Origin of the sequence: Lysinibacillus sp. NPDC097279, from assembly GCF_044761745.1 — a bacterium.
Lineage (GTDB): Bacteria > Bacillota > Bacilli > Bacillales_A > Planococcaceae > Lysinibacillus.
On record NZ_JBIWDA010000004.1, the window covers coordinates 33,281 to 59,543 of the forward strand.

Sequence of the window (26,263 nt, forward strand, 5' to 3'; positions counted from 1 at the left end):
TTGCTTGAGTATACAAATTCAAAATGTATCAAAGAAATTCGGTTCCTTTCAAGCACTGCAAGATGTATCCATCGATATCCAATCTGGTGAATTGGTAGCACTGCTCGGTCCTTCTGGTTCTGGTAAAACGTCATTACTGCGTGTAATAGCAGGACTTGAAGCTTCGGATGTCGGCGAAATTTTATTTGACGGTCAAACGATTACTAATCATCATCCAAAGGAACGCAACGTCGGCTTTGTATTTCAGCACTATGCGCTTTTTCGCCATATGACCGTTTTTGATAATGTCGCTTATGGGCTAAAAGTAAGACCAAGGAAATCCAGACCAAGCAAAGCAGAAATTTACGATAAAGTAATGACATTACTGCGACTTGTTAAACTTGAAAATTTCTCAGATCGTTATCCAACACAGCTATCTGGTGGGCAACGTCAACGTGTTGCACTCGCTCGAGCACTCGCTGTCGAACCTAAAGTACTTTTATTAGATGAACCATTCGGAGCACTTGATGCGAAAGTACGTAAAGAATTAAGACGTTGGTTGCGGAAGCTGCATGATGATTTTCATATAACGAGCATTTTTGTAACGCATGACCAAGAGGAAGCACTCGATGTGGCTGATCGTATTGTCGTCATGAACAACGGTAAGATTGAACAAATTGGCAGTCCAGATGAAGTGTATACCAACCCTAAAAGTCCATTCGTCTATGATTTCTTAGGTAATGTCAACCTCTTCAAAGGGCGTTTACATAATGGAAAGCTGACACATGGAGAATTTGCCATAGATGTGCCAGACACACACGCACATTCGCAGGACGATGCTGTAGGCTATGTTCGACCACATGATATCCAAATCGAAAAAACAGCGGTGCCAGGCACTGTCCCTGCTCAAATAAGCCATATTCATTTGCTCGGACCAATCGTACAAATTGAACTACGTCGTCTTGATATTGATGAATTTTTAGAGGCAGAGCTGACAAAAGATCAGTTTACCAATCTCTTGCTAAAGGTAGGGGACAATGTATTTGTACGACCAAAGCAATTAAAAGTATTTATTCCAGAGGATTTTTCTATTTAAAAAAGTGGTTAGTGCAAAAGAGAAAAAGTGTTAGATTGACTTTTCAATCTAACACTTTTTACTATGCCGTTATGTCCACTACGGGGGATGCTTTCCATGGCCACACCGTAAGCCATAACCCTGCTATCGCGCCGTTTGTTGCGCCTTGCTACTATGCGTGCGTTCCCGTTTGCCCTAGTATTTCGCATAAATACCAAGCATCATATTGGCGCGCGCCTTAATTTTAATAATAATGTTCAGCAAAATTCAGAATTGTTTCAGTGCCTGACACCCTCTTTAATGAAATTCACGTCCATCAACGACGGCTGATACATAACCTGCACGAATAACAAAATCCCCGAAATGCTCATCATCTACACGGTCCTTTGCATAATGCAAAAGAATTGGACGTAGTTCTGCTAAAATTTCTTCTTCCCCAATATTTTCTCGATATATTTTATTCAACCGATTACCTGTAAAGCTTGCGCCAAGATACATATTGTACTTGCCTGGTCCTTTGCCGATAAAGCCTATTTCACCCATTGCTGCACGTGAACAGCCATTTGGACACCCTGACATACGAATAACAATTTCTGTATCATGTAAACCAGCTTCATCAATAATCGTATCAATCTTCGTAATGAGTGAAGGTAAATAACGCTCTGCCTCTGCCATTGCTAAGCCACACGTAGGTAACGATACACAAGCAATTGAATTGCGGCGTAGTGCTGAGTAATGCGCGCCATCTGTTAGCTTATACTGCTCAATAAGGGCAACAATTTTTTTCTTCTGCTGTTGCGATACATTACTAATCATTAAATTTTGATTTGGTGTTAATCGAAAATCTCCAGTATGCACTTTGGCGATTTCTCGCAGCCCTGTTAGCAGTTCGTAATCCTCAAAATCTTTAATACGCCCATTTTGAATAAATAATGTGTAATGCCACTTACCTTCAGCACCTTTAACCCAACCAAATTCATCTCCAGTGCGTTCAAAAGTAAATGGACGCTCCTCCTGTAGTTCCCAACCTAAACGACGATGTAATTCTGCTTTAAACCAGTCGAGTCCACGCGCATCAATGGTATATTTAAAACGTGCATTTTTTCGAACTGAACGATTACCATAATCGCGCTGAATCGTAATAATTTTCTCTGCCGTTTCAAGCAATTTGTCAGGTGTAATAAAGCCAATACTTCGAGCAAGCTGTGGATATGTTTCATGGTCACCGTGTGTCATCCCCATGCCGCCACCAACAGCTACGTTAAAGCCGACTAGCTGTTCTTCTTCAATGATTGCGATTAATCCGATATCCTGTGAGTAAACATCCACATCATTGCTTGGTGGAATTGCCATGCCAATTTTAAATTTACGTGGTAAATATTGTGCACCGTAAATAGGCTCGATTTCTTCCTCTTGGCTATCTACTACTTTTTCGCCATCAAGCCATAGCTCGTGATAGGCACGTGTTCTTGGCAATAAATGTTCACTTAACTTTGCTGACCAATTGTAAATTTCCTCATGTAATGCCGATTGGTTCGGATTGACATTACACATTACATTTCGATTCACATCTCCACAGGCAGCAAGTGAATCTAACAATACTTCATTGATTTCTTGCATATATTTTTTGACGTTCCACTTCAATATGCCGTGTACTTGAAATGCCTGACGTGTCGTTAATTTTAATGAACCATTGCCATATTTTCTAGCCATCTCATCCATTACAAGCCACTGTGCAGGTGTTGCAGCACCACCAGGTGTTCGTACTCGCACCATAAACTGATAGGCTGGCTCTAACTTTTGACGCTGCCGCTCATTTCGCAAATCTCGATCATCCTGTAAGTAGCTTCCGTGGAATTTCATTAATCGATTGTCATCCTCGGGAATTCCTGAGCTTAATGGATCTTTCATTGTCCGTTCAAGTGACCCACGTAAGTAGTTACTATCACTTTTAATGCGTTCTACATCACTAGGTGTTCCAGGTTGTGGCGGTAAAATAATTTTTTCAGTCATCTTTTTCGCTCCTTTACTAATAAACGTCACGTTGGTAGCGCTTGTGCTGTTTCAATTCATTAATATACGCTTTCGCTTCCTCAGGCGTTTTGTTCCCTTGTTGCTCAATTATGCGACGGATTGTTTGATCGATATCCGCTGCCATCGATTTTTCATCGCCACATACATAAATAACTGCCCCTTGCTCCAGCCATTCGTAAAAGGCTTGTGCCTTCTCCTCGATTTTATGTTGAACATATATTTTTTTATCTGTATCACGAGAAAAGGCGATATCCATTTGAGCTAATATTCCTGACGCAAGCCAACGCTGCCAATCTGTTTGATAAAGGAAATCCGTTACAAAATGCTGATCACCAAAAATTAACCAAGTATTGCCCGCTATCCCTAATTCCTCTCGCTCCTCTAAAAATGCACGATATGGTGCAACTCCTGTGCCAGCACCAATCATAATAATTGGTGTATCAGCTTGTTCTGGCAATCTAAAGTTTGGATTTTTATGAACATAAATTGGCAATGTATCACCAATATTAACGCGCCCTGCAACACTACCTGAGCACACCCCGAAACGTACGCGGCCATTCGTTTCATAGCTTACTTTTCCAATTGTTAAATGGACCTCATCACTATTTGCCAATTGGCTACTCGCAATGGAATAAAGTCTAGCTGGTATTTTACGTAGCAGGTTAACAAACTGTTGTGCATCCCAAGTAAATGGAGCAAAATCTTCAGCGATATCTACTAAATCTCTTCCTCTGGCATAGTCCTTCCAAGCTGTAGTACTTTCACTTAGCTTGGCAAATTCCTCATGCACTGTATAGGCACTGATTTTTTGTAGAAGTGGCTTCGATAAAACCGTAATTTCTAACTTTTTCTGAAGCGCATCTTTTAATTGCATTACTTCATCAAACACAGTTACTTGTGCCTGTGGGTTAAACTGTAATGCTGTTACTAATGCGTTCACTAATGATTCGTCATTTTCTGGAAGAATACCGATGCTATCTCCAGGCTCAAAATGAAAATTTGCTCCTTCAATCGCTAACTCAATATGACGCGTTTCCTTATTAGAGCCTCGACCATTTAAATTGATGTTTTCCAATACTTCAGCATAATATGGATTTTTACGAGAATATGTAGCGTCACCTTCTACTATTTGCTTTTGCTCGGTTTTTGTTGCCGTATTTGTGTGCTGTAATAATGCCTGTTGAACAGCCGTAAACCAATTGGCAGCTGCTTCGTCGTAATCGATATCACAGTCTGTTCGTGGCACGATACGTGTTGCGCCTAGCTTTTCAAATTGCTCGTCAAAATCCTGACCTGTTTTACAGAAAAATTCATAGGAGCTATCGCCTAATGCCAGTACGGAAAAATGCAAATGCTCTAATTTAGGTGCACGCTTACTGTGTAAAAATTCATAGAATTGAATTGCTTGATCAGGTGGTTCCCCTTCCCCATGTGTACTTACTACGAGCAATAAATTCGTTATTTTCTTTAAATTATTTGGCTTAAACTTCGCTAAAGAAGTGACTGTCACCTCAACATTATTAGCTTTTAATGCAGCTGCATATTTTTCAGCTAAACCTTGGCTATTTCCAGTTTGTGAACCATATAACAATGTTACTGTTTTTGTTGTTGGGGCAACTGACAATTTCTCTTCTTCTACTACATTAGTATCGATGGTTGCTAGTGGGGCACTTAAGTAACCATTTAACCAAATTTTTTGTTCTCCTGTTAAATTAGGTAGAAGCTCATTTAAAAGCTTCACCTGCTCCTCATTAAAAGGACTGTTTATTACTTGCAGTTTCAAACTATGCCACCTCACGTATAATAATTATCTAAGACGAATTTTTTCTTTCTTTTCAATTTGTACAACGTAAAAATTTTGTACAATTAATGTAATCGAACCATGGTTAACTGTATTTAAAATTTGTCGGACATTATCTAATGCTAGATTGACATTTTCTTTTCTCTTATCTACCATTACGAAAAACACCCTTCCTCCAAATAATTTAGTTGCACTAATTGAACAATACGCTCTACTAATACTTTCCTTACATTGTCGTCATAGCCTAAGCTATTACATAAAATCAGGTTGTTTTCCTCATACCCATGCAATTGCTTGGCAATACTTTGACGTAAAATGCCAGTAAACAATAAATACGGCACGATAAATACACGTCGATTATATTGTTGGCTTTGCCTTAACCAGTCTTCTAAACTAGGACCCGCTCCGTATAAAAAGCACGTATCAACGGCTACATAACTATATTTATCACGTAGTCTTATCGCAATTTTTGCTAAATCCTCCCTCACTGCTGGATCACTACTACCACGACCGATGAGTAAGACACTTGCCTTGTTAGCATCCAGCTCAGTTTCTAAAATTCGCATTTGTAATGTGTCAATTAATAGCTCATGTACGCCAAGTGGCTCTCCATATGTAAAGCATACTGTTGGGTATCGCTTTTTTGCCTTTTCCATCTCCTGAGGGATATCGTGCTTCGCATGCTGAGCAGCTAACAAAAGAATAGGCATAATTGCTATAGCTGTAGCCCCTTGGCGTACACAGTTTTCTATACCTTGTGCAATCGTCGGCTGGGCTAGCTCTAAAAAACAAATTTCCTGAATCGGTAAATCCACGTCTTGTTGCACACGTTGTAAAAATGCAACTGCTTGCTCCACACCAGCCTTTACACGACTACCATGTGCCACATATAAAATAGCCTGCATTAAAACACTTCCCTATACTGAAATTTCTTTTAAAGGCATTTCAGGACAAGTTTCCTCAAACCATTGGATTTTTTCCCGTAATGTCACCACTTCACCAATTACAATCATGCTTGGGTTTTGAATATTTTCTTGCTGTGCCACGTCCACGATATTCGCTAATGTACCGACGACAGTTTTTTGTTGCTGACACGTTCCCCAATGAATAAGTGCGACAGGCGTTTGCTTATCACGACCGTATTTTATTAACTGCTGTTGGATATAAGGTAAATTTCCAACCCCCATGTAAATTGCAAGTGTATCTATGCCTTTCGCAAGACTTTCCCACTGTATAACATCATCTTTTCCCTCTCGCATATGTCCTGTGACCATTGCAAAGCTAGAACTTAAATCCCGATGTGTAACAGGAATGCCCGCATAAGCTGGTGCAGCTATACCAGAAGTAATCCCAGGTACGATTTCAAATGGTATACGATGTTGTGCAAGCACTTCTGCTTCCTCAGCACCTCTACCAAAAACGAATGGGTCACCCCCTTTTAACCTTGTGACAATAAAGCCTTGCTGTGCGTAGCTTACAAGGGAATGATTAATATGGTCCTGAATCATGGCATGACGATTCGGTAACTTACCGCAAAATATTAACTTGGCACCTTTTTTCGCATACGCTAATAAATCCTTATTAATCAGTCTGTCGTATAAAATGACATCAGCCTGTTCAATGCAGCGTAACCCTCGCACCGTAATCAAATCAATATCGCCTGGACCTGCTCCAACAATGTACACCTTCCCCAAGTCATGTCACTCCTTTCTATAGATAAAAAAAAGAGACTCATACTATCCATAGGCAAAGAATTGCCTGTGAATAATAAGAGCCTCTAGTTTACTAGTCAGCTTCCATTTTTAATTCTTAGTAATATAATAAGAATAATAAATAATTTAGTATATTCTGTCAACAGTTGTTTTATTCATTTTAAAAAGTTTTAACACTGGAGCTAATCCATTCTTCTAAAAATAAAAAATGCTAGGAGTATTTGCTCCTAGCATTTTTTTCTTTATAAGTAAGCTACCTGACATCCGTTTAATTCACCAAGGTCTACGATTCCACGGATATGGTCGACCTGGTCGATAAGGTGGATATGGTCGATAGTTTGGATAATATGGATAGTATGGATATCGGTTAAATTGTGACCCTAGAAAACCTCCTAATAAGCCGCCAACAAATGGTACACCTATTGGCCAAAAGAAGCCACCGCCACCAAAGCCGCCTCCTGGATAACCTCCGAAATTTCGCATAGGCTCCCTCCCTTCTTCTCTATCGTATGAAGGGAGATACATATCCCGCGAGTTCTTTGCCTACTCTATTTTTCTTCACCTAATCGTTGCACAAAGTTTGCTAATGTACGCACCATGACACCCGTACCACCTTTTGGTCCTAAATCATGAGCAGCTACTGCATCCGACGTGCCTGCAATATCTAAATGAATCCAAGGTAATTCACCAACAAATTCGCCTACGAAGCCACCACCGAAAATCATATGACCATCGCGACCAGGAGAGTTGTTCAAATCGGCAACATCTGATTTGCGAATTCGCTTTTTATCACTTTCTGTTAATGGCATACGCCATACAAACTCATCTGTCTCTTGTGCTGCTTCCATGAAATTAGCATAGAATTCATCATCATTTGAAAGTGCACCTGTTTTATCAAGGCCAAGTGCTGTAATAACACCACCCGTTAAAGTAGCAACATCAATAAGTGCTGTTGCACCTTGTTGTTTAGCATATGTAGTAGCATCTGCCAAAACTAAACGTCCTTCAGCATCCGTATTCAAAATTTCCACTGTTTTACCACTGTATGTTGTAATAACATCATCTGGTTTAAAGGCTGTATCAGAAACCATATTATCAGTTGAACCAATAACTGCCACTACATTTTTATTAGGGCGTAATTCACCAATAATTTTCATAGCACCGAGTACTGCTGCTGCACCACCCATATCGCCCTTCATACCAACCATAGAATCTTTAGGTTTTAAAGAATAACCACCCGTATCATACGTAACGCCTTTACCAACAAGACCAATTGGATCAGTGAAGTCTTCTGTTGCTTTATATTTTAACGTGATTAAACGTGGTTCCTCATATGAGCCTTGATTAACACTTAAAATACCACCCATACCCAGTTCTTCTAGTTGAGCTTTATCTAAAATTTCCACTTCAAAATTATATTCAATTGCAAGTGACTGCGCATAATTTGCTAAGTCTGTCGCAGTTAATAGATTTGGTGGTAAATTAATTAAACTACGAGCTTCATTAACCGCATCACCATAAATAATACCGACTTCAAAGCTTGCCACAACTTTATCTAAATCCTCAGCATTTGTCACTAGATGTACAGCTTCAATACGTTTATCTACTTCATTTGAAGTTGTTTTATAATGTGGAATAGAATAATAGCCTAGCGTAGTTCCTTCACCTGCTATAAATGCAACATCATCTACAGTTATTGCTTCTGTAGTAAATGATTCAAGCCAAATTGAATAGTCCTTTACTTTTAAAGCTTTAAGCTCTTTGCCAACTAATCCAAAGGCAGCACGTAAATCACCTTCTGTTAAGTTTTTACGCTCATCTAAGCCAACAAATAAAATACGTTTTAAATTGGCATGTTCCTTCACAAATGGCAATTTAGTAATAGATTTTAATTCTGTTGAGACATCACCTGCACTAAGCCAGTCATTTAGCGATTCTCCGTAAAATGCTGAAAAACTTGCCCAATCTTGCATTTGTTCACGATGTTTAGTAACCCCTACAACTAATAATTCTGTAGAAATCGATTCAAATGTTTTTGCTTCTTTAACAATATGCATAATTATTCCTCCATTCAATATTTCCATTATACCTAACTTTCAAAAAAGCGCGTAATATTTAGCTATTTCTTCTTTTAGAAAATAATGAATGTTATAATAAAAGCAATTATAAGTGAAGGTTGTGATGAATTTGGCGATACTTCAAAATACCCCTCTACTCGTCGCCCTCTTTTCTGTTCTCTTTGCACAGTTTGTTAAAATCCCCATCCATTTTTTAATGACTAAACAAATAAAATGGGGCCTATTTACATCCACTGGAGGAATGCCTAGCTCTCACTCAGCTTCTGTTACTGGTTTAACAACATCGATAGCTTATGAAACAGGTTTAGACTCACCTGTTTTCGCCATAGCCGCAATGTTTTCGTTCATTGTTATGTATGATGCAAGTGGTGTTCGTTTCCAAGCAGGACAGCATGCGGTTGTATTAAATCAACTCCGCAAAGATTTTCAAACATTGCTACGTGATATAAAAGATTGGCCACAGATGGATGGGCAGGAAAAAATGGAAGAGTTGAAAACTTTGCTTGGTCATAAGCGTAGTGAGGTGTTTTTCGGAGCATTAACAGGCATCTTTATCGCTATCATAACCTATCAATTCATTCTATAAAAAAAGAGTTGGTTCACATCCTCGAACCAGCTCCTTCTATATATCCTTTGTGTCTTTTTAACGTTAAAACATCCGATATCCACTTTTTCTTAAATAAATCATAACGATGCCTGCTACAATTGCCCCTGCAAAGCCACCTGTTAAAATAGAAATATCTACAACTTGAAGTGCTTGTAATTTATCTAACAGCGCTGGGAAGGCTGAACCAGGTTTAAAAATATAATCTAAAAAGCTTACATCATCGACAATAAAGACAACAACAATTGGATACACAATTGCCATTAACCAAGTCATCCGCAATAACATATTTAATAAAAATCCAATACCAAAAAACATGACGAAAAATAACACAATTGAAATGATTAACTGCACAATTGAAACTGAACCACCCATGTATGTATAACCTCCGTTTTCCTCTCATTAGTTTACATGATTATGAGAGTGCTTTCAATGAACATATCCTTCATTTCGCATGTTCGTCATATTTTAGAAAAAAACCTACTTCTAGTAAAAGCAGTCTACTATTTAACACCCTACTATTTTTTAAAAAATAATCGATAAGAGGAGTAGCCAAACACTTCGCCAGGATTGATGCCATCAATCGCATCTAATTGATGCTGTTCAAATTGATTAGCCACCATTTCCTTTAACATAACAGATGTCATTTCGTCCTGCGCAAGCTCATTAGGATACAGCCATTTAGCTTCTAATATTTCATCTTCTTGGATAAATAGCTGTTGTTGTTCGTCCTTCATCTTACAATAAAAGATGGCCATATTATCACTAATTTCGCCACGAATAACACCTGTACGAAAACCTATTAAGCCCGAAACATAACAATCGATGCCAGTTTCCTCTTTTAGCTCTCGAACAACCGCTTCATCTACTGTTTCTCCTGCATTGACAAACCCCGCTGGTAATGACCATCGACCTTTTAAACCACTATAGGCCTTTTTAACGACGAGCCATTGCCCATGCTCATTAACTGTGCAACCCGCAACACCTAACCAAACTTTGCCACGATCTTTTTTCATTTCCATTCACCTCTATGTCCATATTATAGCTTTTTCATTTCTATTCTTAGAAGCAATAATTTTTAAAAAAGCAGATAAATAAATGGCAAACATATAGCTGCACGGATTGAAAAAGGTAAAATCCTGTGTACCATACTTTAACGTTGATTTCCGCTACGGGCGGACGCTTTCCGCGGGCACACCGTAAGCTGCAACCCTCGCTAACGCGCGACCTGTTTCGTCTTACTATGCGTGCGTTCCCGCAGGAGTCGCCGCCCTCCGCTCCAATCAACTGGTTAGGTAATGATAGTAGTTCCTTTCAATAACTTCTTTTTGGGGTTGATTTCTGCTACGGTCGGATGCTTTCCGTGAGCACAATGTAAGCCGCAACCTTCACTAACGCGCGGTTTGTTGCGGCTTACTATGCGTGCGTTCCCGCAGGAGTCGCCGCCCTCCGCTCCAATCAACTGGTTAGGTAATGATAGTAGCTCCTTTCAATAACTTCTTTTTGGGGTTGATTTCTGCTTCGGTCGGACGCTTTCCGCGGGCACTACGTAAGCCGCAACCCTCACTAACGCGCGGTTTGTTGCGTCTTACGGTGTGTGCGTTCCCGCAGGAGTCGTCGCCCTCCGCTCCAATCAACTGGTTAGGTAATGATAGTAGTTCCTTTCAATAACTTCTTTTTGGGGTTGATTTCTGCTACGGTCGAATGCTTTCCGTGGGCACACCGTAAGCCGCAACCCTCGCTATGCGTGGATTATTGCGTCTTAGTTCTGCGCTTTTCCGCAGGAGTCGCCCCGTCCTCACTAATCAACTTTCTATGTATTGATAAAACAAAAGGAATCAAGAATTTTATTCTTGATTCCTTTTATCGACAATTTGAAGAATTAAGGAATTGTAGGTATCCATTGTTTATAACCCACTCTTACGCCTCTAACTGCTCAAAACTCCAATTAAGCTCTAATATATTTTTTAATATTGCGACTGATTCTTCTCCAATTGTGCGAACCAATTGCTGTTCAATTTCCGCTTTGTTACGTTCGTTTTGTTCATAGCAAACTTCACCGAAATTCGTCATTCGGATTACTTTGTGCTTCTTACTATGCTCAGCATTACTCACTTCTACCAAGCCTTTAGCTTCTAAACTTTTAATAAATTTGTGAGTTGCCTGGCGAGAAAAATCAACAACTTTCGTTACCTCTGAAATAGTAGGTTGTTTTTTATATATTTTACTTAAAATATGCCATTCTGAGTTAGATATATGGAGTGTATTATTTTTATTCCATTTCTCTTCAGCAAGTCGTCGAAGTATTTCATGACGTTCGCTCAACAAATCAATGACATCTCGATTTTGCAATTCGTCCTTCAACTCATTCACCTTCATTCCATAATTTCGTAATTACTATACAAAAAAACGAACCAGTCGTCAACTAAGTTGACAAAAGTTCTTTTATTGTTTACAATTAATTTAGTCAACTTAGTTGACAATAATGTTTGATGGAGGGATTATACATGTACAATGTTGGCGATGTAGTCATTTATTCATCACATGGACTTTGTTCAGTTGAAGATATTTGTGAACAAACCTTTAGCGACATTACTAAAACTTACTACGTATTACAACCACTAAACGATTCAAAATTAACAATCCGTACCCCTATCGATAATGCAAAAAAACAGCTTAGAGATATTATTGAAAAAGATGAAGCCATTAGAATTTTAAGTTCCTTTACGTCTCCTGGTGTTGAATGGATTGAACAAAACACACATCGTATGAGAAATCACGTAGAAATTATTAAAACAGGCGATCGACAAAAACAGGCGTACCTTTTAAATACATTGCTACGCAAAAAGTTTGAATATGAAGCGAACGAGAAAAAATTCCCACTTCAAGAAGAAAAGTTATTGCACTCTTTACAAGAAATTATATTTTCCGAATTTTCCATTGCACTCGATAAACCTTCAGAAGAAATTTATGAAGATGTATTAGCTAAACTTAGTTAAACATTCTTAAAGGTACATAAAGAAGCCCACAGGTAAGAAGATAATCGAGGCTTCTTTTTTTTCGTACTAATTGTAATGTACTGACCTCCTTATGCCTGGGTAAAACCTCTACCTCTAAACCATTCACCATAAATCACAAATGCTTCTCTAACCTTTCTTACAGGGTAATGTGAATGTAGTTTTACTTCCTTCTAAATACTTTTTATACGCCTATTAAACACAGAACTTTTCACCCTACACATTTTTTCCATATATATACTAAATTATCATTTAAAGTGTTAACATTAAGCTATCAACTTAAAAGTTAGAAGAAAGGTGGTTACAATTCATGATAGTAAGAAAAGCCATTTATAGTGATGCAGAAAAGATTGTAAATGTTATGGCAAATGCAGAAGAATCAGGTTTTATGTTATTTTCTCCTCAAGAAAGAGCAGTGAATCCTGAAAAGTTCGCTAAATATATCGATACAACTCATCGTAATCCGAAAGCAGGAGTATTTGTTGCATGTGTAGGTGAACAAATTGTAGGATATTTAATTGTCCAAAATGAAAAGCCCGTACGTATAGCACATCGAGCAAATATAGTAATTGGCGTACATAGTGAAAGCCGTGGCCAAGGCGTAGGTAAAGCTCTTTTTACACATGTTATAGCATGGGCACAACAAGTGGAATTGCACCGATTAGATTTAACCGTTATTGCTTCAAATGATGTTGCTGTTCATTTATATAAAAAAATGGGATTTGAAATTGAAGGCGTTAAAAGACACTCTTTATGTATTGATGGTCAATTTGTAGATGAGTATTTTATGTCTCTATTACTATAAGTAGCGCCACTCACAATTTTTTAACGACAAATCGTTAATGCTAGGAGGGTAGTAGCAGAAATCCTCAAAAAAACCATACAAAAAAGCCTCCTCAATTTGTAATGCTTTGCAACATACAAATTAAAAAGGCTACGTATCTACTTTCCTAAATACATCAAGTTCGGTTTTTTTAACAATTCTATCTCAAAAGGTTTTATTAATCACAAACTTCAGGTGTACCTTCACGTTTCGCTGCTTTAAAGCTTGTGCCACAGCCGCAAGATGCGATTGCGTTTGGATTATCGATAGTGAAGCCACCGCCCATAAGCGATTGTTTATAGTCAATTTTTGTTCCCATTAAGATAGGCGCATCTTCGCGGGAAACAAGAATTGTTAAACCATGTTGTACATCCTCAAAATCATCGTCTTTTTTCTCTTTATCAAAATGCATTCCATACGATAGGCCACTACATCCGCCACCATTAACAGCTACGCGTAAAAAAGAACCTCGTTCCTCGTTATGCTCCATCATTTCATTAATATGAAAAACTGCTGCCTCAGTCACTTCTATTACTTGTTTTGAACTTGTCATCCCAGTCACCTTCCTTCTTACTTATCATATCAATTTTGACTATTGTATGACAAACATTCAGCTTCGATTTGATTATTAGCAAAAATTCCCGATTTATTCACTTAATTAGTATTTTTTATTCATGTACAAAACCTATGGATTGGTATAATAGTTTTAATTACATCTATGAAAGAGGTATCAATTATGGAGATTTCACCATATTACGAAAAGAAAGTCCAATGTCTTAATTGTAAAAAAGAATTTCCTACATTAAAAGTACGCTCTAAATTCATAAAAGTAGATCATACCGAAACTGATTTTCAGCCGATTTATGCGGACGATGTCAATGCTCTTTACTACAACGTATTCGTTTGCGAGCATTGTGGCTTCTCCTTTACTGAAGACTTTTCAAAATATTTTGCGCCTGGCGTACAGGATGTTATTCAGACGCAAATTACAGAAAAATGGGTACATCATGATTTTAAAGGCGAACGTACTATATTCCAAGCGATTCAAGCTTATAAATTAGCGTTTTTATGCGGAACAATTAAAAAGGAAAAGTTTGTTGCTACGGCTGGTCTTACATTACGTCTTGCATGGTTATATCGTTCATTAAAAAATGAAGGGCAAGAGCAACGTTTTATGAAAATGTCACGTGATCTTTATATGGAATCTTATTCAAATGAGGATTATAGCTCTACTCAAATGTCAGATATTCGCATTATGTATATGATTGCCGAATTATCTCGTCGTATCGGGGATATTGAAAATGCGACACGCTTCTTTTCGAAAGTTATTGAGAAACAAAGCCACGGAGGCGAAGCAAAAATAATCGATATGGCAAAGGAACAATGGACACTCATTCGTGAAGAAAAAGCTCGGCATGCGTAAAAAAAAGTTCTAGCCTGAATTTTTCAGCTAGAACTTTTTATATGCAGTGATTAGAAAACTTGCTCTACTTCAATGATACCTGGTACTTCTTCTAATAAAGCACGCTCGATACCTGCTTTTAGAGTAATCGTAGAACTAGGGCAACTACCGCATGCACCTAATAAACGTAATTTTACTACACCATCTTCTACATCTACTAATTCACAGTCTCCACCGTCACGTAGTAAGAATGGACGTAATTTATCTAATACTTCTTGAACTTGGTCGTTAATCGTTGCTTCTGCCATTTGTCTCGACTCCTTTCCTTATAATGATTATAATGTTAGCAACAGAAAAAATCCAATATAGAATCACGGGGGAGAATAAATACTATGAGTCAATCAAAACCAACCATTGAAATTTACGGAACAGCTGTCATTTGTGCTAGCTGTGTCAATGCACCTTCTTCAAAAGATACATATGAATGGCTACAAGCTGCCATTAATCGAAAATACCCAGACCAAGCTTATGATATTCGCTATGTCGATATTGAAGGTCCAATTGAGAATGAGCGTGACCAGGATTACGCTACACGTATCCAAGAAGATGAATTTTTCTATCCACTTGTCTTAATCAATGATGAAGTAGTAGGAGAAGGCTATGTCCAATTAAAACCAGTCTTCACTGCACTTGAAAACCTTGGCTTTACACCAGACGAAACCGTTTAAAGAAAATAGGAAAGGGATTGTTCAAACGTTCTTTGAGCAATCCCTTTTTATTATATATGAATGCTCAATGACATAAGAGCATTCTATTAATCGTTTTGATATTTATACATCCATAGTAATCCAGACTTCATTAAACGTGCAATACGGCCTGTGACAGTAGTATCAGCTAGGTACGCGAAGCCTTGCTTTTTGCCCAATGAGCCCATGAAACCTTTTAATTTGATGTCTGGCATTTTTTCTGGTAAACGCTCGCCTCTCCAACGCATGCGTAAAACTTTGACAATATGTTCTGCTTGTTCTTCCGCTAATTGTGCACTTGGAGAAAAGTCTGAAGAAGCACAATCACCTACAACATATACATGCTCATCATCCAACACATTAAAGTATTGTGTAACAATTGGACGACCTTGGCGATCCTTTTCAACATCCATATCACGGACGATTTTAACAGGCTGTACCCCTGCAGTCCATACTATGGCATCTAGCGGAATTTCTTCCTCATGATTAAATATTTTACCAGGTTCTACTTTAGTTATATTAGAATTGGCTATTACATCTACATTATGTTTAGTAAACCAAGCTTTCACATATTTACTAAGCTTCTCAGGGAAGTCTTTTAAAATACGTGGACCTCGGTCAAATAATTTCACATTTAAGTCAGCGCGGCTTTCACGCAGTTCGCTCGCTAACTCAATACCACTTAAACCAGCACCTACAATGCCGACAGTCGAGCCAGCTGGTAAACCACATAACGCTTGGAATGTTGCACGTGATTTAGCCATCGTCTGAATGCTGTATGTGTACTCTTCTGCACCTGGTACACCATGATATTTATCTTCACAGCCTAGACCAATTACTAAATCATCATATTCAATACGTTGCCCATCTTCTAGAATGACTACTTTTTCGGCACGATTAATTTCAACGGCCTCACCATATACAGCCGTTAAACGCTCGTGCTCTGGGAAGCTTACACGAATTTCTTTATCTGTCGATGTCCCTGCTGCTAATGCATAAAATTCTGTTTTTAAACTATGGTAAGGCGCTCGATCTACTAACACAATCTCCGTGTCTAACGGTAAGTTGTTTGGTAAAAGTCGAAGCATGACACGCATATTACCGTAGCCGCCACCTAAAAGTACTAATTTCCCCATAATAGTCTCCTTTAATGTATCTAATAATAATTGTTCACAAAGTATCCACAATTGAGTATAACCGATTGTGAGAAGTTTCACAATATCAGATTGCACTTTTTGTGAAAGATTTCACAATATCGATAACTTCTTTGCGTTTTTTAACAACAATTCATACAAGATCAATTACACCTCGAGCTTATAGCATCCAAATTTTTAGTTCGCTTGCTTATTAAATACATTTTTAAATGTGTGACATTCTCCGTAATCTTTTACATCTATTCATCTCAAGTATGAACATCTACTAAACTACGTCCATAGCTTGGCCTTTTTTCTCCAACAAAAAAAGGTTGGCTTTTGTTGAATGAAGTTAAAATATTGACGAACGTTTCAAAAGCTAGTAGCATAACAATGGTGAGGTGAACGTATGAATCCAATGGTTGAATTTTGTATAAGTAATTTAGCAAACGGCTCACAGAAAACTTATGAAATCCTCGAACGCGATCCAAATATCGACGTTTTGGAATATGGCTGTCTCAGCTACTGTACGAAGTGTTCTGAATCCTTTTATGCAATTGTAAATGGTGATTTAGTTGAAGCTTCTTCTCCTGATGAGCTCACAAAAGCTATATATCAATTTATCGAAGAAAATCCATTATGGTAATATAATTGTTTATATAATAGACATGTCGAGTCTTGTAAAATAAAAAAATTACACATATGAAAAGGATGCTATACCGATAATCGGTATAACATCCTTTATTTTTTGTTAAGTCCCACCACAATTAGTCTTCCCATACGAGCGTTTCTAGTAAATAAGTAGGTTGCTGTTCTTTTTCACGCACAACACTTGTTGGTGTAACGCCTGTGTTGACGTGAATTGTATCACAGCCAAAACGAATACCACACATAATGTCTGTATCGTAGTTATCACCAATCATCACCATCTCATCTTTTGACACATGATGCTCTATTGCAATGATGTCGAGCATTGCAGGTGATGGCTTACCGATGTAAATCGGCTCGACCCCCGCTACCTCTCCTACTAAACGTGCAAATGCACCATTCCCAGGTAAAAAGCCATATTCTGTTGGAAACTTAATATCTTGATTTGTTGCGATAAATATCGCCCCATTTTGCACTGCAACAGTCGCTTTTGCTAATGCCATATAATCCAAAGTTCGATCTATTCCCATAACAAATACATCTGGCTCATTGTCTACAGGTTCAATTCCTTCGTTTAATAACGCCAATCTAATACCATCCGAACCCATCATCGCTACTTTTTTACCTGAAAAATTCAGTGCTACATACTTTGCCGTAACTAAGGCACTTGAATAAATATGATGAAGTGGTGCTACTATTCCAATCGCTCGTAATGACTGTTGTAATTGTTCTCTTGTTTTAGAAGAGTTGTTTGTTACGTAAAAGGGTTCAATCCCCTGTTGCTGTAATCTTTGTATAAAAGCAACCGCAGAAGGAATACCTTCCTTACCGCGGTAGACAGTGCCATCTAAATCAAAGCAATAAGCTTTATAAGTTTTCATTGATGATCCTCAGGTAAAAATGCTGATACGGGACCTAACTCATTTGTTAAGTAGCTATTCACAGCTGGTGCAAACTGCTTTAAAGCAGGTAAGCTTGCCGTTAAAACATTCACTACTTCAGTAATATCTACAGAAGCAAATTCACGAACAAGCATTTTACGTAAGCCTACAACAGCCTTTAACGATGCTTCGATGTCAGTTGAGACAACCTTTTCATCGATTAAAATATCAATGATATCCTCATAGCTACCTGGATCACGCATAATAAAGCCGTCAATCATCAAGTTACCTACATCCATCATTGATTCCATCACATTATGACCGATTCGCTCGACTGCTAATTTCGTAATATCACTTTGAAGCCAATTTTCCTCTGCCTCAAAAATAGCTAATAGTTTATCTAAGTACTGTAAGTTTGTTGTGATTTTATTTCGATCTACAAAATACACAAGGAAAGCCCCCATTCAAATCATTTAAAGTTGATAGTCTTTTCTCTTCTATAGTACCATATCTATAGGACTGGAAGGAGATTAAAAGATGGAACGTTTTTTCTTATATGATGATGTAGAAGATACAAAAACACGCTTTGTAAGTTTCGCAGGGCAAAAACTGCGTTATGATTTAGCCATTTTACAATCTGGCCGCTTCTTTGGCAAAGTACTTGTAATGGATATTCAATTTGGCCGTTTCGCTATTATAGGGCCAGACGATGTCGAAGAACCAGGCTACCTAGAACACGTGTACAACCGTTCTGAAGAAGACACGATTGAATTACGTGAATACTTACGTGAATTGCTTAATTGACACCCGTTTAAAGATTTAAATACAAAAAAATTCCGCTAATTATTTTCTCGGGGCAATCCGTAAGTCGCACAAACTGACATTCATTGCCCCGCTAGAATAAAGCGGAATTTTTTTGGTCAAAAATCTCATTGACTAATGGAAAGTAGGACAACCTATACTTCATTATTTATTTAAAGTTGAAGGGTTGTCTTTATTATGTGGTTTATCTTTATTTTCATTATCATTTTGTTTTTTAGCTTGTTTATTTTGCCCAATAACAGCTAAATCATCAACACTAATATCAAATCCGTATCCGTATTCTTCTCGGTTTAATTGTTTTTGCTTTTGCTTTTTTTTCTCGTTAGCCAAAGTTATCACCTCCAATTTTTAAATTATCCTTTTTTAAGGAATTTATACTTCATTACGTTATGCGTTTAATTTTGCATCTTCTATGATCCAGTCAACTGCACTTATTAAATCGGGGTATACTGCATCTGCAAGCGGATCACGCTTACCTAAAAATACTCCCTTTGTACCAGCTCTTTTCCCTGCAATAATGTCTGTGTCTGTATCCCCCACCATATAGGATTTAGATAACTCGACACTATATTTTTCAGCGAGATCCACAATTAACTTACTATTGGGCTTACGACAATCGCAGCCAGCTTTTGGTTTATGAGGACAATACACTACTTCATGAATTGTAGCACCTTGTTTTTTCAATTCATTCGCCATATGAACGTGTATTTTTTTTAATTGATCTTCCTTCATAAATCCTAATCCAACACCACCTTGATTTGTTACAACAAAGACAAAATCAAAGCACTCGTTCAATTTTTTTATCGCTTCTGGAACACCAGGTAAGAAAAAAAGTTGCTGCGGTTTGTTAACAAATTTCACCCTTTTAGTCAACACTTCGTTAATAACGCCATCTCTGTCTAAAAATACTGCTCTTTTTATATAAATCCCACCTTTAATAATAATCAATAATGATATTGTTTCCCACTCTGGTTAAAGCTATGAATGCAGACCTGAACTAAAGATTATTTCATAATTTTTAAAATTACAAATTGTATATTCTGTTATTCCGCCGATAAGGGGCAATCTTCTACAGCAAAGTTCCTTTATTATTTCATATAATTTAGCCAAGAAGAAAAGGAAAAGTGTTAGACTGATTTCAATCAATCTAACACTTTTTTCAAGGCTCATTTGCAATTTGAAAGACGTTTTTTTCTACCTTCAACTCATATTCTCTTCTATAAATCCCCATCGTTTCATAATGGAAGCTTACGAGATCTAAACTACTCACACCACACTTGGATGTAATTTGTTCTACTACCCCCATTAAACACTAGACGATATGACCAATCTACTTTTGAACTAACTTTAATATATTTTGTTCCTGCTAAAACAACAGAATTAGAACCTACAGTACTCCAATTGCCATTAGGGGGTTTATGTTGGAATTTATAATTCCCAAAACTATTTTCAGCATTAAACCCTAATGTCATATCAGTCTTAATAGCTTTACAAAAATCAGTAGTTCTAGTTTGTCCTGAACTAATACTGAAATTCCCCAGCGAAACTGTTGCATTATTAGATTGAATAGCTGCAGGGACATCCTTACTAAATCCAAATGCAAAAATACTAACAAATGCGAAAGAAAATAAAGCTTTAACCATCTTTTTCATGGAAAAAATCTCCCTCCGTATTTTTTTACAATTAAATAATATAAAAAAACTGATAATTATGTAAATAATAAATGTTAATAGTTCAAAAATATTTAATATAATTGAATATGACAATCACTTATACAATATAAAAGTAAGCTAATACTATTGCTAAAATAATTCGATAAATTGCAAATGGGGTCAATTTGATTTGAGAGATAAGTTTTAAAAAGAAGCGAATGGAAATAAGGGAAAAAGCGAACGAGCTAATAAAACCTGCAGTATAAAACCCTAAATAATCAAAAGATAAATAATCCCAACTTTTAATGATTGATACACTACTTGCTCCTATCATAATTGGTACAGCCATTATAAAGGTAAAATCAGCTGCTACTCTATGATTCATTCCAAGTAAAACCCCACCTGAAATCGTCGCTCCTGAACGTGAAAATCCAGGCCATAGTGATAAGCATTGCATAAGTCCAACCATAAATGCTTGTTTATAAGTAATTTGATCTAATGATACGATTTTCGGTTTTTTAGGACCAAATTTATCAGCAAACATCATAAGAACTGCACCGATAATAAGAGCCACTATAACCGTCTCTATTTTAAATAATTTGTCTATAAAATCCTTGAAAGTTAGTCCCAAAACAGTGGCAGGCAATAAGCCAATCACAACATGTAACAAGTTTAAATGAGAAGTTGCAAATTTACTAAGCCCTAACAGACTGAATAAACGTTTCCAAAAAACAAGAAAAACAGCTAAAATTGAGCCTAATTGAATTACAATTTTAAATGTAATTGCAGCGGTATCTCCTAATAATATATTTGTTTTTAGCCACATGTCGTCTACAATAATTAAGTGACCCGTAGATGAAACAGGTGCAAACTCAGTCATTCCTTCAATAAAACCTAAGATAATCGCTTTAATTAAATCAAAAAGTCCCATAGTTGTTCCTCTCCTTCTTTAAAAATTACGATGGTCGTTATTCCATTATACATTATAATAATTACACTCTAAATTAGTTAAAAGCTCATCATTATTTCACAACTCCTATAAACAAAAAAAACCTGATGCAAACTTTGCATCAGGTTTTTATGGCTATTCAGCTATTTGTTCATTGTCATTTGGTTTTGTCACTTCGGTTACTTCATTTACTACAACGTCGGGCTGTAAAATAACTTTACCACCTTTACGTAAAACAAAATAAGCACAGCCAAAATTACAATACTCATATAAGTAATCCTGAAGCGTACTAATTTTCGTATCAAAAGTAGATTTTTGATTTTTATCATCAAAAAATCCTTTTAGACGTAGCTGATTATAGCCCCAGTCGCCTACAATATAATCATATTTGACTAAAATATCTGAGTACCGCTCTTTAAATACTTCTTCCTGAAAAGCTTCACGGTAATCTTCAACTACTTCATATTCATATCCTTCTAAAATTATCAAAGTGACACCACCTTTCTCGTCTATCATTTCACATTATACTTCGGCTTGTAGTTGTCGTTCCTTCGTTGCAGCATTCACTTGCTCGTCAGCATGATAACTACTACGTACGAGTGGTCCTGCTTCACAATGCTTAAAGCCTTTTTCCATTGCAATTTTGCGAAGTTTGCCAAATTCAATTGGTGAATAATATTTTTTTACTGGTAAATGTTTTTTTGTTGGTTGCAGATATTGACCAATTGTCATAATATCTACGTCGTTTGCACGTAAATCGTCCATTACCTCTAAAATTTCCTCATGCGTTTCCCCTAAGCCAATCATTAATGATGACTTTGTTGGAATGTCTGGTTGCATCTCTTTTGCTAAACGAAGAAATTCTAATGAACGTTCGTATTTTGCACGCGCACGGACTCTTGGTGTTAATCGTCGTACTGTTTCAATATTATGATTTAAAATATCAGGTTTAGAATCCATTAAAAGTTGCAGATTTTCCTTCAAACCACCAAGGTCAGAAGGTAGTACTTCTACAGATGTGAAAGGACTTTTACGGCGAATAGCACGCACGGTTTCAGCTAAAACTTCTGAACCGCCATCCTTTAGATCGTCACGTGCTACCATCGTGATAACAACGTGCTTTAAATTCATAATAGCTACTGAGTCTGCAACTCGTTCTGGTTCTGCAAGATCTAACTCACTTGGTAAACCTGTTTTTACTGCGCAGAAACGACATGCACGTGTACAAACTGATCCTAAAATCATCATTGTTGCTGTACGGCGCTCACCCCAGCATTCATGAATATTTGGACAGCGCGCTTCTTCACATACTGTATGAAGATTTTTTTCACGCATGAGCTTTTTAAGACCTTTATATTCATCGTTCGTGTTTAGTTTAATTTTAAGCCAATCTGGTTTTCTTACATGTTCTTCTTTAGCATTGCTAGTAGGTTTACAGGATGTCATACAAATTCGCCCCTATCAAAGTTATCTTTTGTTGAATATTATCTACCATCACTGTTGTCAATGTATCATATTACACGAACGGCAACAACTAACATTTACTCTCAGCTTAAACTTTTCTATTGATATGGAACTGGTACTTCTATAGATGGTTGAACTGCATCTCCACCATTTGTATAAATGTTTGGTACTGGCCCTCTCGTTAACCCCATTGCTACTGGAATATCCTGTGATACCGTCGTTGATTTACTAGCAAATGGAACTATTATTTGGACATTAACTTCTATATGAATACCTACTTCTACATAGGCGCTATTAATGCCAAATTCCCGTATATCGGATGTAACATTACTATGAACATTACCAATTACATGAAAACGGATTGGTATTTTCGGCCCTAAATTACCGAGTAAAGGAAGATCAGCCGCCTGTGCAAGTGGGACGAAAAAGACAATGCCATCACCTTCTTGAATTTTGTTTACATCATATTCGACATTATCTAAATCAGGTAAATGGGCTAATTCTCCATGCTCAGCCTGCTCTAAATACATTTTTACAAGTTCGAGTGTTTCTGCACGTACTCTATTAATAATTTCTGTATTAAATTTGGTCGTTACTGAGGTGCCAGATGGTACATCTTCGATTATATCATTAACGTCTAATACGTTAGAAGTACGTGAGTTAATGGCTTTACTGACAACATAAGACGCAATTTTATTTGTCTGCACTTCGGCATATTCCAAATATGTGGGTTTAAGACGTTCATTTAAAAAATATAGAAAAAATACAATACAAATAATGCTAGCCACTATTAATAAGGTTAAACGATTAAGCTGCATTCCTCTTTTATGATTCGTTCGCAATTTCATCCTTTTTCGAGGGAAAAACAAAAAAATCTCCTCCTGTTCTACAACTTATGAACAGGAGGAGCAAATTATACGACTCGCGATGGCACTACATAATCGGTTTCAATACTATCAATTGTTACAGTTGGATAGTCCACTAAATTAATTTCGTATGTCGCTGTGAGTAATTCATTTTGTTCTTCAAAAATCCGAATCCATGGCAAGGATGAATCCAAATTATTTTGCTTAGAAACAATGCCTCGACGACCGTCTGATAATTTTAAAATCAGTCCATTCGGATAATGGACAACTGATTTTTTCAATGCGTTGACAATGCGCGCATCATAAAGTGTTCCCGAACCAGCTTCCACAATGGCAAGCCCTTGTGAAGGAAGCATTTTTTCACGATATACGCGATTTGTCGTCACCGCATCAAATACATCAGCAACGCCAATAATTTTAGCAAATGGATGGATTTCAAAATCAACTAAACCACGTGGATAGCCACTTCCATCAATGCGTTCATGATGTTGAAAAGCACAATGTGCAACCAGTAAGGAAATGGAATGTAAATTTCGTAATAAATCAAATCCAAAACGCGTGTGCATTTTCATCATTTCAAATTCTTCATGCGTTAAGCGACCTGGTTTTTTTAGTATCTCTTTCGGCACCATAAGCTTTCCAACATCATGCAATAAGGCACCAATACCGATTAAACGAAGATCTTCGGCGGAATGACCTAATTCTTTTGCGATAGCAATCGAATATAAAGTTACATGAAAAGAATGCTGATATAAGTATTCATCGAATAAATAAGCATCCGTTAAAACCGTCAAAATTTCATTGTTACCTGTAACAGCTGAGAGTAGTTCATCGACAATCGTGACAATCGCTTTCGATTGCTGATCAAGTATATAAGAGGCATTAACCGTACTTAAACCATTTATTGATTGAAAAGAATTTTTTATGGTCGAAATGGTTTTGTTTCGGACATCAGGAGGAACCGTCTCCTTTACTTCAATACCTTCAGAAAGTTTGTCGTCTATATATAAATAATGCGTATTCAACTGTTGAAGTCTTTCAATAATACGTTCATTAATGACAACGTCTTTCTTTAAAAGTGGATGACCTGCCTCATTCCAAATGGTCCTTCCTAATACCATACCTTCTTTTAATACATCGATTGAAATTAATCGCATGACTTCTTCCCCAATCCATTCTTAAAGCTTTGTTTATCTATCGCTTAAAGAAACTTTGCCCATAATCTAACATAATGTTTCGTAAAAAATCAGGTAAAATATATTTTTTCTTTGCATATTTAAAGCTTGGATAAAAATAACCGAACGTAAACAAATCAAGTGTCACTAATTTATAAGTACGATCATTATCTGCAATCTTACCATTTATGAGCAATTGACGATCCTCATTCATAGCAAAGCCATATGTCAGCATCTTACCAAAAATTACGCCCCTAAAACCTAACCCTTTAAGTTCCATATTGGGCCATTCTTCATTTTTCGATTGTTGAAAAATTTCTTTTATTTCCGAAACTGACAATTCAATTGTACATAAATTAATAGGATGTGGAAAAATTTTATGCAAATCAAGCGCTGTTACCGTTCCTTTTGGAAGGCCGTCTAAAAAAATCCCTGCATTAAATAACGCACAGTCCGCACCACTTTTTTCTAATATGGCTTGCGCAAATAGATGTGATAATTGCGAATAGTGGAACCATTCTTTATTGTACGTCTTTTTCGTTGAAAATACAGGCTTGTCTAATAAGCTTTTACCTTCTTCTTCTAAAGATAGCAGAAACTCTTTTTCATTTTCAACAATTGGCAAGTCCTTATTATGAATTAAAGTATCCTTTTTTTCAACAATTTCCCTCGTTTTTTTATCGTATTCTAGCACAAGATGTCCCGTATATTGTCCGAATTTTCCTCCACCTGTGAGCAATACACCATTGATACCCTTACCATTTGGTAGCGTATGGTGGGTGTGTGAACCAAAGATGACATCGATTTCTGGACATTCCTCTGCTAATAGTTCATCTTCAGTAATTCCTAAATGTGACAGACAAACAACAATATCAACTTCTTTACGAAGTTGGTGGGTTAAACGGATTAGGGAGCTTCGAGCATCATCTATTTGCCAGTTTAATTCCTTATAATAAATTTCGAACATGGCTGTCGCAGCAATGACTGCAATTTTTGTATCGTATTTTGTCGTTAACACAACGTAAGGTTTCAACCACGTTGGATTTTCCCCTTCTGCTGCATTTACATTTCCTACTACGACGTCAAATTGCGCATCATCATATAGATGAAATAGCTCTTCATGCGACAGTGTTATCCCTTCATTATTACCTATTGTTACAACGTCATAACCAGCTTTGTTTAATAATTGGACATTGCCCTTACCGATAGTAGCATCTGTATAAATATTCGACCTATCTAAATGATCCCCAACATCAACTAAATAGCTCGTTTCACCTAATGCCTCATACTGAGCACGTTGCATTTTCACATACTTTTGCATTCGTGGCCAATACTTAAAATGACTATGCACATCATTTGTGTGAAAAATATGAATTTTTTCCAGCATTCAAGCCACCTCTTC

32 protein-coding genes are annotated in these 26,263 nt (G+C 37.1%); 8 read left to right on the forward strand and 24 right to left on the reverse strand.

All coding sequences use genetic code 11. The features are described from left to right. Nucleotides 1-4: 4 nt before the first annotated feature. Nucleotides 5-1,075, forward strand: coding sequence for a sulfate/molybdate ABC transporter ATP-binding protein (locus ACIQ1H_RS16135; RefSeq protein WP_402890076.1), 1,071 nt, complete (start codon nucleotides 5-7; stop codon nucleotides 1,073-1,075). A 276-nt stretch (nucleotides 1,076-1,351) separates the two neighbouring features. Here the strand turns inward: ACIQ1H_RS16135 and cysI are convergent, their stop codons facing one another. The 7 genes from cysI to ACIQ1H_RS16170 form a co-directional block, all read right to left on the reverse strand. Continuing rightward, nucleotides 1,352-3,067: an assimilatory sulfite reductase (NADPH) hemoprotein subunit gene (gene cysI, locus ACIQ1H_RS16140; RefSeq protein ID WP_402890078.1), complete on the reverse strand. Its 1,716-nt coding sequence runs from the start codon at nucleotides 3,065-3,067 to the stop codon at nucleotides 1,352-1,354. Nucleotides 3,068-3,083: 16 nt separating this feature from the next. Further along, complete coding sequence (locus ACIQ1H_RS16145) at nucleotides 3,084-4,871, reverse strand: assimilatory sulfite reductase (NADPH) flavoprotein subunit (RefSeq protein WP_402890079.1); 1,788 nt, start codon at nucleotides 4,869-4,871, stop codon at nucleotides 3,084-3,086. A 24-nt stretch (nucleotides 4,872-4,895) separates the two neighbouring features. Then, on the reverse strand, nucleotides 4,896-5,045 hold the full coding sequence (locus tag ACIQ1H_RS16150) for a YezD family protein (RefSeq protein ID WP_173479767.1): 150 nt from the start codon (nucleotides 5,043-5,045) through the stop codon (nucleotides 4,896-4,898). Next, nucleotides 5,045-5,794 (reverse strand): sirohydrochlorin chelatase, encoded by a 750-nt coding sequence (locus ACIQ1H_RS16155; protein WP_402890081.1) that lies wholly within the window; start codon nucleotides 5,792-5,794, stop codon nucleotides 5,045-5,047. Before ACIQ1H_RS16155 ends, ACIQ1H_RS16150 begins: the two co-directional genes overlap by 1 nt. A 12-nt stretch (nucleotides 5,795-5,806) precedes the next feature. Next, entirely contained in the window at nucleotides 5,807-6,583 is a 777-nt protein-coding gene (gene cobA, locus ACIQ1H_RS16160) for a uroporphyrinogen-III C-methyltransferase (RefSeq protein WP_402890083.1), read from the reverse strand. Nucleotides 6,584-6,874: 291 nt separating this feature from the next. Beyond that, nucleotides 6,875-7,084 carry a uroporphyrin-III methyltransferase gene (locus ACIQ1H_RS16165; RefSeq protein WP_173479770.1) on the reverse strand — a complete coding sequence of 70 codons (210 nt, stop codon included), beginning with the start codon at nucleotides 7,082-7,084 and terminating at the stop codon, nucleotides 6,875-6,877. Between the two features lie 65 nt (nucleotides 7,085-7,149). Then, a complete protein-coding gene (locus ACIQ1H_RS16170) occupies nucleotides 7,150-8,658 on the reverse strand; it encodes a leucyl aminopeptidase (RefSeq protein WP_402890085.1) in 1,509 nt (502 codons plus the stop codon). Nucleotides 8,659-8,782: 124 nt separating this feature from the next. On the opposite strand from ACIQ1H_RS16170, the gene ACIQ1H_RS16175 reads away from it, so the two are divergent. After that, nucleotides 8,783-9,265, forward strand: a complete 483-nt coding sequence (locus ACIQ1H_RS16175) for a divergent PAP2 family protein (RefSeq protein WP_173479772.1) — start codon at nucleotides 8,783-8,785, stop codon at nucleotides 9,263-9,265. Nucleotides 9,266-9,328: 63 nt separating this feature from the next. Here ACIQ1H_RS16175 and ACIQ1H_RS16180 read toward each other — a convergent pair whose 3' ends face one another. From ACIQ1H_RS16180 to ACIQ1H_RS16190, 3 genes are all read right to left on the reverse strand, one after another. Beyond that, entirely contained in the window at nucleotides 9,329-9,658 is a 330-nt protein-coding gene (locus tag ACIQ1H_RS16180; RefSeq protein ID WP_402890087.1) for a YuiB family protein, read from the reverse strand. A 143-nt stretch (nucleotides 9,659-9,801) separates the two neighbouring features. Continuing rightward, nucleotides 9,802-10,299, reverse strand: coding sequence for an NUDIX hydrolase (locus ACIQ1H_RS16185; protein WP_402890089.1), 498 nt, complete (start codon nucleotides 10,297-10,299; stop codon nucleotides 9,802-9,804). 904 nt (nucleotides 10,300-11,203) lie between these two features. Next, on the reverse strand, nucleotides 11,204-11,656 hold the full coding sequence (locus ACIQ1H_RS16190) for a MarR family winged helix-turn-helix transcriptional regulator (protein WP_370635741.1): 453 nt from the start codon (nucleotides 11,654-11,656) through the stop codon (nucleotides 11,204-11,206). A 134-nt stretch (nucleotides 11,657-11,790) separates the two neighbouring features. Here ACIQ1H_RS16190 and ACIQ1H_RS16195 point away from each other — a divergent pair, with 134 nt between their 5' ends. Then, nucleotides 11,791-12,282, forward strand: coding sequence for a CarD family transcriptional regulator (locus ACIQ1H_RS16195; protein WP_173479776.1), 492 nt, complete (start codon nucleotides 11,791-11,793; stop codon nucleotides 12,280-12,282). 328 nt (nucleotides 12,283-12,610) lie between these two features. Beyond that, the gene (locus ACIQ1H_RS16200) at nucleotides 12,611-13,105 is read left to right on the forward strand and encodes a GNAT family N-acetyltransferase (RefSeq protein WP_402890091.1); all 495 of its coding nucleotides are present in this window, start codon (nucleotides 12,611-12,613) and stop codon (nucleotides 13,103-13,105) included. Nucleotides 13,106-13,301: 196 nt separating this feature from the next. On the opposite strand, the gene ACIQ1H_RS16205 is transcribed toward ACIQ1H_RS16200, so the two are convergent. Further along, a complete protein-coding gene (locus ACIQ1H_RS16205) occupies nucleotides 13,302-13,676 on the reverse strand; it encodes a HesB/IscA family protein (RefSeq protein ID WP_173479778.1) in 375 nt (124 codons plus the stop codon). 183 nt (nucleotides 13,677-13,859) lie between these two features. On the opposite strand from ACIQ1H_RS16205, the gene ACIQ1H_RS16210 reads away from it, so the two are divergent. Continuing rightward, nucleotides 13,860-14,546, forward strand: coding sequence for a DUF2225 domain-containing protein (locus tag ACIQ1H_RS16210; RefSeq protein WP_173479779.1), 687 nt, complete (start codon nucleotides 13,860-13,862; stop codon nucleotides 14,544-14,546). Between the two features lie 50 nt (nucleotides 14,547-14,596). On the opposite strand, the gene ACIQ1H_RS16215 is transcribed toward ACIQ1H_RS16210, so the two are convergent. After that, the gene (locus ACIQ1H_RS16215; RefSeq protein WP_024364841.1) at nucleotides 14,597-14,833 is read right to left on the reverse strand and encodes a NifU family protein; all 237 of its coding nucleotides are present in this window, start codon (nucleotides 14,831-14,833) and stop codon (nucleotides 14,597-14,599) included. An 84-nt stretch (nucleotides 14,834-14,917) separates the two neighbouring features. On the opposite strand from ACIQ1H_RS16215, the gene ACIQ1H_RS16220 reads away from it, so the two are divergent. Continuing rightward, nucleotides 14,918-15,253, forward strand: coding sequence for a YuzD family protein (locus ACIQ1H_RS16220; RefSeq protein WP_402890093.1), 336 nt, complete (start codon nucleotides 14,918-14,920; stop codon nucleotides 15,251-15,253). Between the two features lie 86 nt (nucleotides 15,254-15,339). Here the strand turns inward: ACIQ1H_RS16220 and ACIQ1H_RS16225 are convergent, their stop codons facing one another. Beyond that, nucleotides 15,340-16,407, reverse strand: coding sequence for an NAD(P)/FAD-dependent oxidoreductase (locus tag ACIQ1H_RS16225; protein WP_139859842.1), 1,068 nt, complete (start codon nucleotides 16,405-16,407; stop codon nucleotides 15,340-15,342). Nucleotides 16,408-16,813: 406 nt separating this feature from the next. Here ACIQ1H_RS16225 and ACIQ1H_RS16230 point away from each other — a divergent pair, with 406 nt between their 5' ends. Continuing rightward, nucleotides 16,814-17,050, forward strand: a complete 237-nt coding sequence (locus ACIQ1H_RS16230) for a YuzB family protein (protein ID WP_402890095.1) — start codon at nucleotides 16,814-16,816, stop codon at nucleotides 17,048-17,050. Between the two features lie 121 nt (nucleotides 17,051-17,171). Here ACIQ1H_RS16230 and ACIQ1H_RS16235 read toward each other — a convergent pair whose 3' ends face one another. Continuing rightward, nucleotides 17,172-17,933, reverse strand: a complete 762-nt coding sequence (locus ACIQ1H_RS16235) for a TIGR01457 family HAD-type hydrolase (RefSeq protein WP_402890097.1) — start codon at nucleotides 17,931-17,933, stop codon at nucleotides 17,172-17,174. Then, nucleotides 17,930-18,382 (reverse strand): DUF86 domain-containing protein, encoded by a 453-nt coding sequence (locus ACIQ1H_RS16240; protein WP_402890099.1) that lies wholly within the window; start codon nucleotides 18,380-18,382, stop codon nucleotides 17,930-17,932. The genes ACIQ1H_RS16235 and ACIQ1H_RS16240 overlap by 4 nt, the downstream gene beginning before the upstream one ends. A gap of 88 nt (nucleotides 18,383-18,470) precedes the next feature. On the opposite strand from ACIQ1H_RS16240, the gene ACIQ1H_RS16245 reads away from it, so the two are divergent. After that, nucleotides 18,471-18,737 carry a DUF3055 domain-containing protein gene (locus ACIQ1H_RS16245; RefSeq protein ID WP_139859850.1) on the forward strand — a complete coding sequence of 89 codons (267 nt, stop codon included), beginning with the start codon at nucleotides 18,471-18,473 and terminating at the stop codon, nucleotides 18,735-18,737. A gap of 162 nt (nucleotides 18,738-18,899) precedes the next feature. On the opposite strand, the gene ACIQ1H_RS16250 is transcribed toward ACIQ1H_RS16245, so the two are convergent. The 9 genes from ACIQ1H_RS16250 to ACIQ1H_RS16290 form a co-directional block, all read right to left on the reverse strand. Continuing rightward, on the reverse strand, nucleotides 18,900-19,085 hold the full coding sequence (locus ACIQ1H_RS16250) for a hypothetical protein (RefSeq protein WP_402890101.1): 186 nt from the start codon (nucleotides 19,083-19,085) through the stop codon (nucleotides 18,900-18,902). A gap of 57 nt (nucleotides 19,086-19,142) precedes the next feature. Next, a complete protein-coding gene (locus ACIQ1H_RS16255) occupies nucleotides 19,143-19,676 on the reverse strand; it encodes a D-glycero-alpha-D-manno-heptose-1,7-bisphosphate 7-phosphatase (RefSeq protein ID WP_402890540.1) in 534 nt (177 codons plus the stop codon). Nucleotides 19,677-20,017: 341 nt separating this feature from the next. Then, nucleotides 20,018-20,407 carry a hypothetical protein gene (locus tag ACIQ1H_RS16260; protein ID WP_402890103.1) on the reverse strand — a complete coding sequence of 130 codons (390 nt, stop codon included), beginning with the start codon at nucleotides 20,405-20,407 and terminating at the stop codon, nucleotides 20,018-20,020. Nucleotides 20,408-20,525: 118 nt separating this feature from the next. Continuing rightward, nucleotides 20,526-21,338: an undecaprenyl-diphosphate phosphatase gene (locus ACIQ1H_RS16265; RefSeq protein WP_402890105.1), complete on the reverse strand. Its 813-nt coding sequence runs from the start codon at nucleotides 21,336-21,338 to the stop codon at nucleotides 20,526-20,528. Between the two features lie 153 nt (nucleotides 21,339-21,491). After that, nucleotides 21,492-21,845, reverse strand: coding sequence for a YutD family protein (locus ACIQ1H_RS16270; protein WP_402890107.1), 354 nt, complete (start codon nucleotides 21,843-21,845; stop codon nucleotides 21,492-21,494). Nucleotides 21,846-21,878: 33 nt separating this feature from the next. Next, nucleotides 21,879-22,802: a lipoyl synthase gene (gene lipA / locus ACIQ1H_RS16275; RefSeq protein ID WP_402890109.1), complete on the reverse strand. Its 924-nt coding sequence runs from the start codon at nucleotides 22,800-22,802 to the stop codon at nucleotides 21,879-21,881. Between the two features lie 116 nt (nucleotides 22,803-22,918). Then, a complete protein-coding gene (gene yunB / locus ACIQ1H_RS16280; RefSeq protein ID WP_337982237.1) occupies nucleotides 22,919-23,668 on the reverse strand; it encodes a sporulation protein YunB in 750 nt (249 codons plus the stop codon). Between the two features lie 65 nt (nucleotides 23,669-23,733). Continuing rightward, complete coding sequence (locus ACIQ1H_RS16285; RefSeq protein ID WP_173479784.1) at nucleotides 23,734-24,843, reverse strand: cyclic di-GMP phosphodiesterase; 1,110 nt, start codon at nucleotides 24,841-24,843, stop codon at nucleotides 23,734-23,736. 37 nt (nucleotides 24,844-24,880) lie between these two features. Then, nucleotides 24,881-26,248 (reverse strand): bifunctional metallophosphatase/5'-nucleotidase, encoded by a 1,368-nt coding sequence (locus ACIQ1H_RS16290; protein ID WP_402890111.1) that lies wholly within the window; start codon nucleotides 26,246-26,248, stop codon nucleotides 24,881-24,883. Nucleotides 26,249-26,263: the final 15 nt, after the last annotated feature.

What these genes read in the sequence shown, in the direction of transcription:
- ACIQ1H_RS16215 (WP_024364841.1), bottom strand. Translation starts at nt 14,833, where the DNA reads ATGGCAGAAGCAACGATTAACGACCAAGTTCAAGAAGTATTAGATAAA.
- ACIQ1H_RS16285 (WP_173479784.1), bottom strand. Translation starts at nt 24,843, where the DNA reads ATGCGATTAATTTCAATCGATGTATTAAAAGAAGGTATGGTATTAGGA.
- ACIQ1H_RS16195 (WP_173479776.1), top strand. Translation starts at nt 11,791, where the DNA reads ATGTACAATGTTGGCGATGTAGTCATTTATTCATCACATGGACTTTGT.
- ACIQ1H_RS16235 (WP_402890097.1), bottom strand. Translation starts at nt 17,933, where the DNA reads ATGAAAACTTATAAAGCTTATTGCTTTGATTTAGATGGCACTGTCTAC.
- ACIQ1H_RS16230 (WP_402890095.1), top strand. Translation starts at nt 16,814, where the DNA reads ATGAATCCAATGGTTGAATTTTGTATAAGTAATTTAGCAAACGGCTCA.
- ACIQ1H_RS16150 (WP_173479767.1), bottom strand. Translation starts at nt 5,045, where the DNA reads ATGGTAGATAAGAGAAAAGAAAATGTCAATCTAGCATTAGATAATGTC.
- ACIQ1H_RS16210 (WP_173479779.1), top strand. Translation starts at nt 13,860, where the DNA reads ATGGAGATTTCACCATATTACGAAAAGAAAGTCCAATGTCTTAATTGT.
- ACIQ1H_RS16185 (WP_402890089.1), bottom strand. Translation starts at nt 10,299, where the DNA reads ATGAAAAAAGATCGTGGCAAAGTTTGGTTAGGTGTTGCGGGTTGCACA.
- cysI (WP_402890078.1), bottom strand. Translation starts at nt 3,067, where the DNA reads ATGACTGAAAAAATTATTTTACCGCCACAACCTGGAACACCTAGTGAT.
- ACIQ1H_RS16155 (WP_402890081.1), bottom strand. Translation starts at nt 5,794, where the DNA reads ATGCAGGCTATTTTATATGTGGCACATGGTAGTCGTGTAAAGGCTGGT.
- ACIQ1H_RS16245 (WP_139859850.1), top strand. Translation starts at nt 18,471, where the DNA reads ATGGAACGTTTTTTCTTATATGATGATGTAGAAGATACAAAAACACGC.
- ACIQ1H_RS16200 (WP_402890091.1), top strand. Translation starts at nt 12,611, where the DNA reads ATGATAGTAAGAAAAGCCATTTATAGTGATGCAGAAAAGATTGTAAAT.
- ACIQ1H_RS16175 (WP_173479772.1), top strand. Translation starts at nt 8,783, where the DNA reads ATGAATTTGGCGATACTTCAAAATACCCCTCTACTCGTCGCCCTCTTT.
- yunB (WP_337982237.1), bottom strand. Translation starts at nt 23,668, where the DNA reads ATGAAATTGCGAACGAATCATAAAAGAGGAATGCAGCTTAATCGTTTA.
- ACIQ1H_RS16180 (WP_402890087.1), bottom strand. Translation starts at nt 9,658, where the DNA reads ATGGGTGGTTCAGTTTCAATTGTGCAGTTAATCATTTCAATTGTGTTA.
- ACIQ1H_RS16205 (WP_173479778.1), bottom strand. Translation starts at nt 13,676, where the DNA reads ATGACAAGTTCAAAACAAGTAATAGAAGTGACTGAGGCAGCAGTTTTT.
- ACIQ1H_RS16265 (WP_402890105.1), bottom strand. Translation starts at nt 21,338, where the DNA reads ATGGGACTTTTTGATTTAATTAAAGCGATTATCTTAGGTTTTATTGAA.
- ACIQ1H_RS16170 (WP_402890085.1), bottom strand. Translation starts at nt 8,658, where the DNA reads ATGCATATTGTTAAAGAAGCAAAAACATTTGAATCGATTTCTACAGAA.
- ACIQ1H_RS16260 (WP_402890103.1), bottom strand. Translation starts at nt 20,407, where the DNA reads ATGAAAAAGATGGTTAAAGCTTTATTTTCTTTCGCATTTGTTAGTATT.
- ACIQ1H_RS16165 (WP_173479770.1), bottom strand. Translation starts at nt 7,084, where the DNA reads ATGCGAAATTTCGGAGGTTATCCAGGAGGCGGCTTTGGTGGCGGTGGC.
- lipA (WP_402890109.1), bottom strand. Translation starts at nt 22,802, where the DNA reads ATGACATCCTGTAAACCTACTAGCAATGCTAAAGAAGAACATGTAAGA.
- ACIQ1H_RS16220 (WP_402890093.1), top strand. Translation starts at nt 14,918, where the DNA reads ATGAGTCAATCAAAACCAACCATTGAAATTTACGGAACAGCTGTCATT.
- ACIQ1H_RS16290 (WP_402890111.1), bottom strand. Translation starts at nt 26,248, where the DNA reads ATGCTGGAAAAAATTCATATTTTTCACACAAATGATGTGCATAGTCAT.
- ACIQ1H_RS16225 (WP_139859842.1), bottom strand. Translation starts at nt 16,407, where the DNA reads ATGGGGAAATTAGTACTTTTAGGTGGCGGCTACGGTAATATGCGTGTC.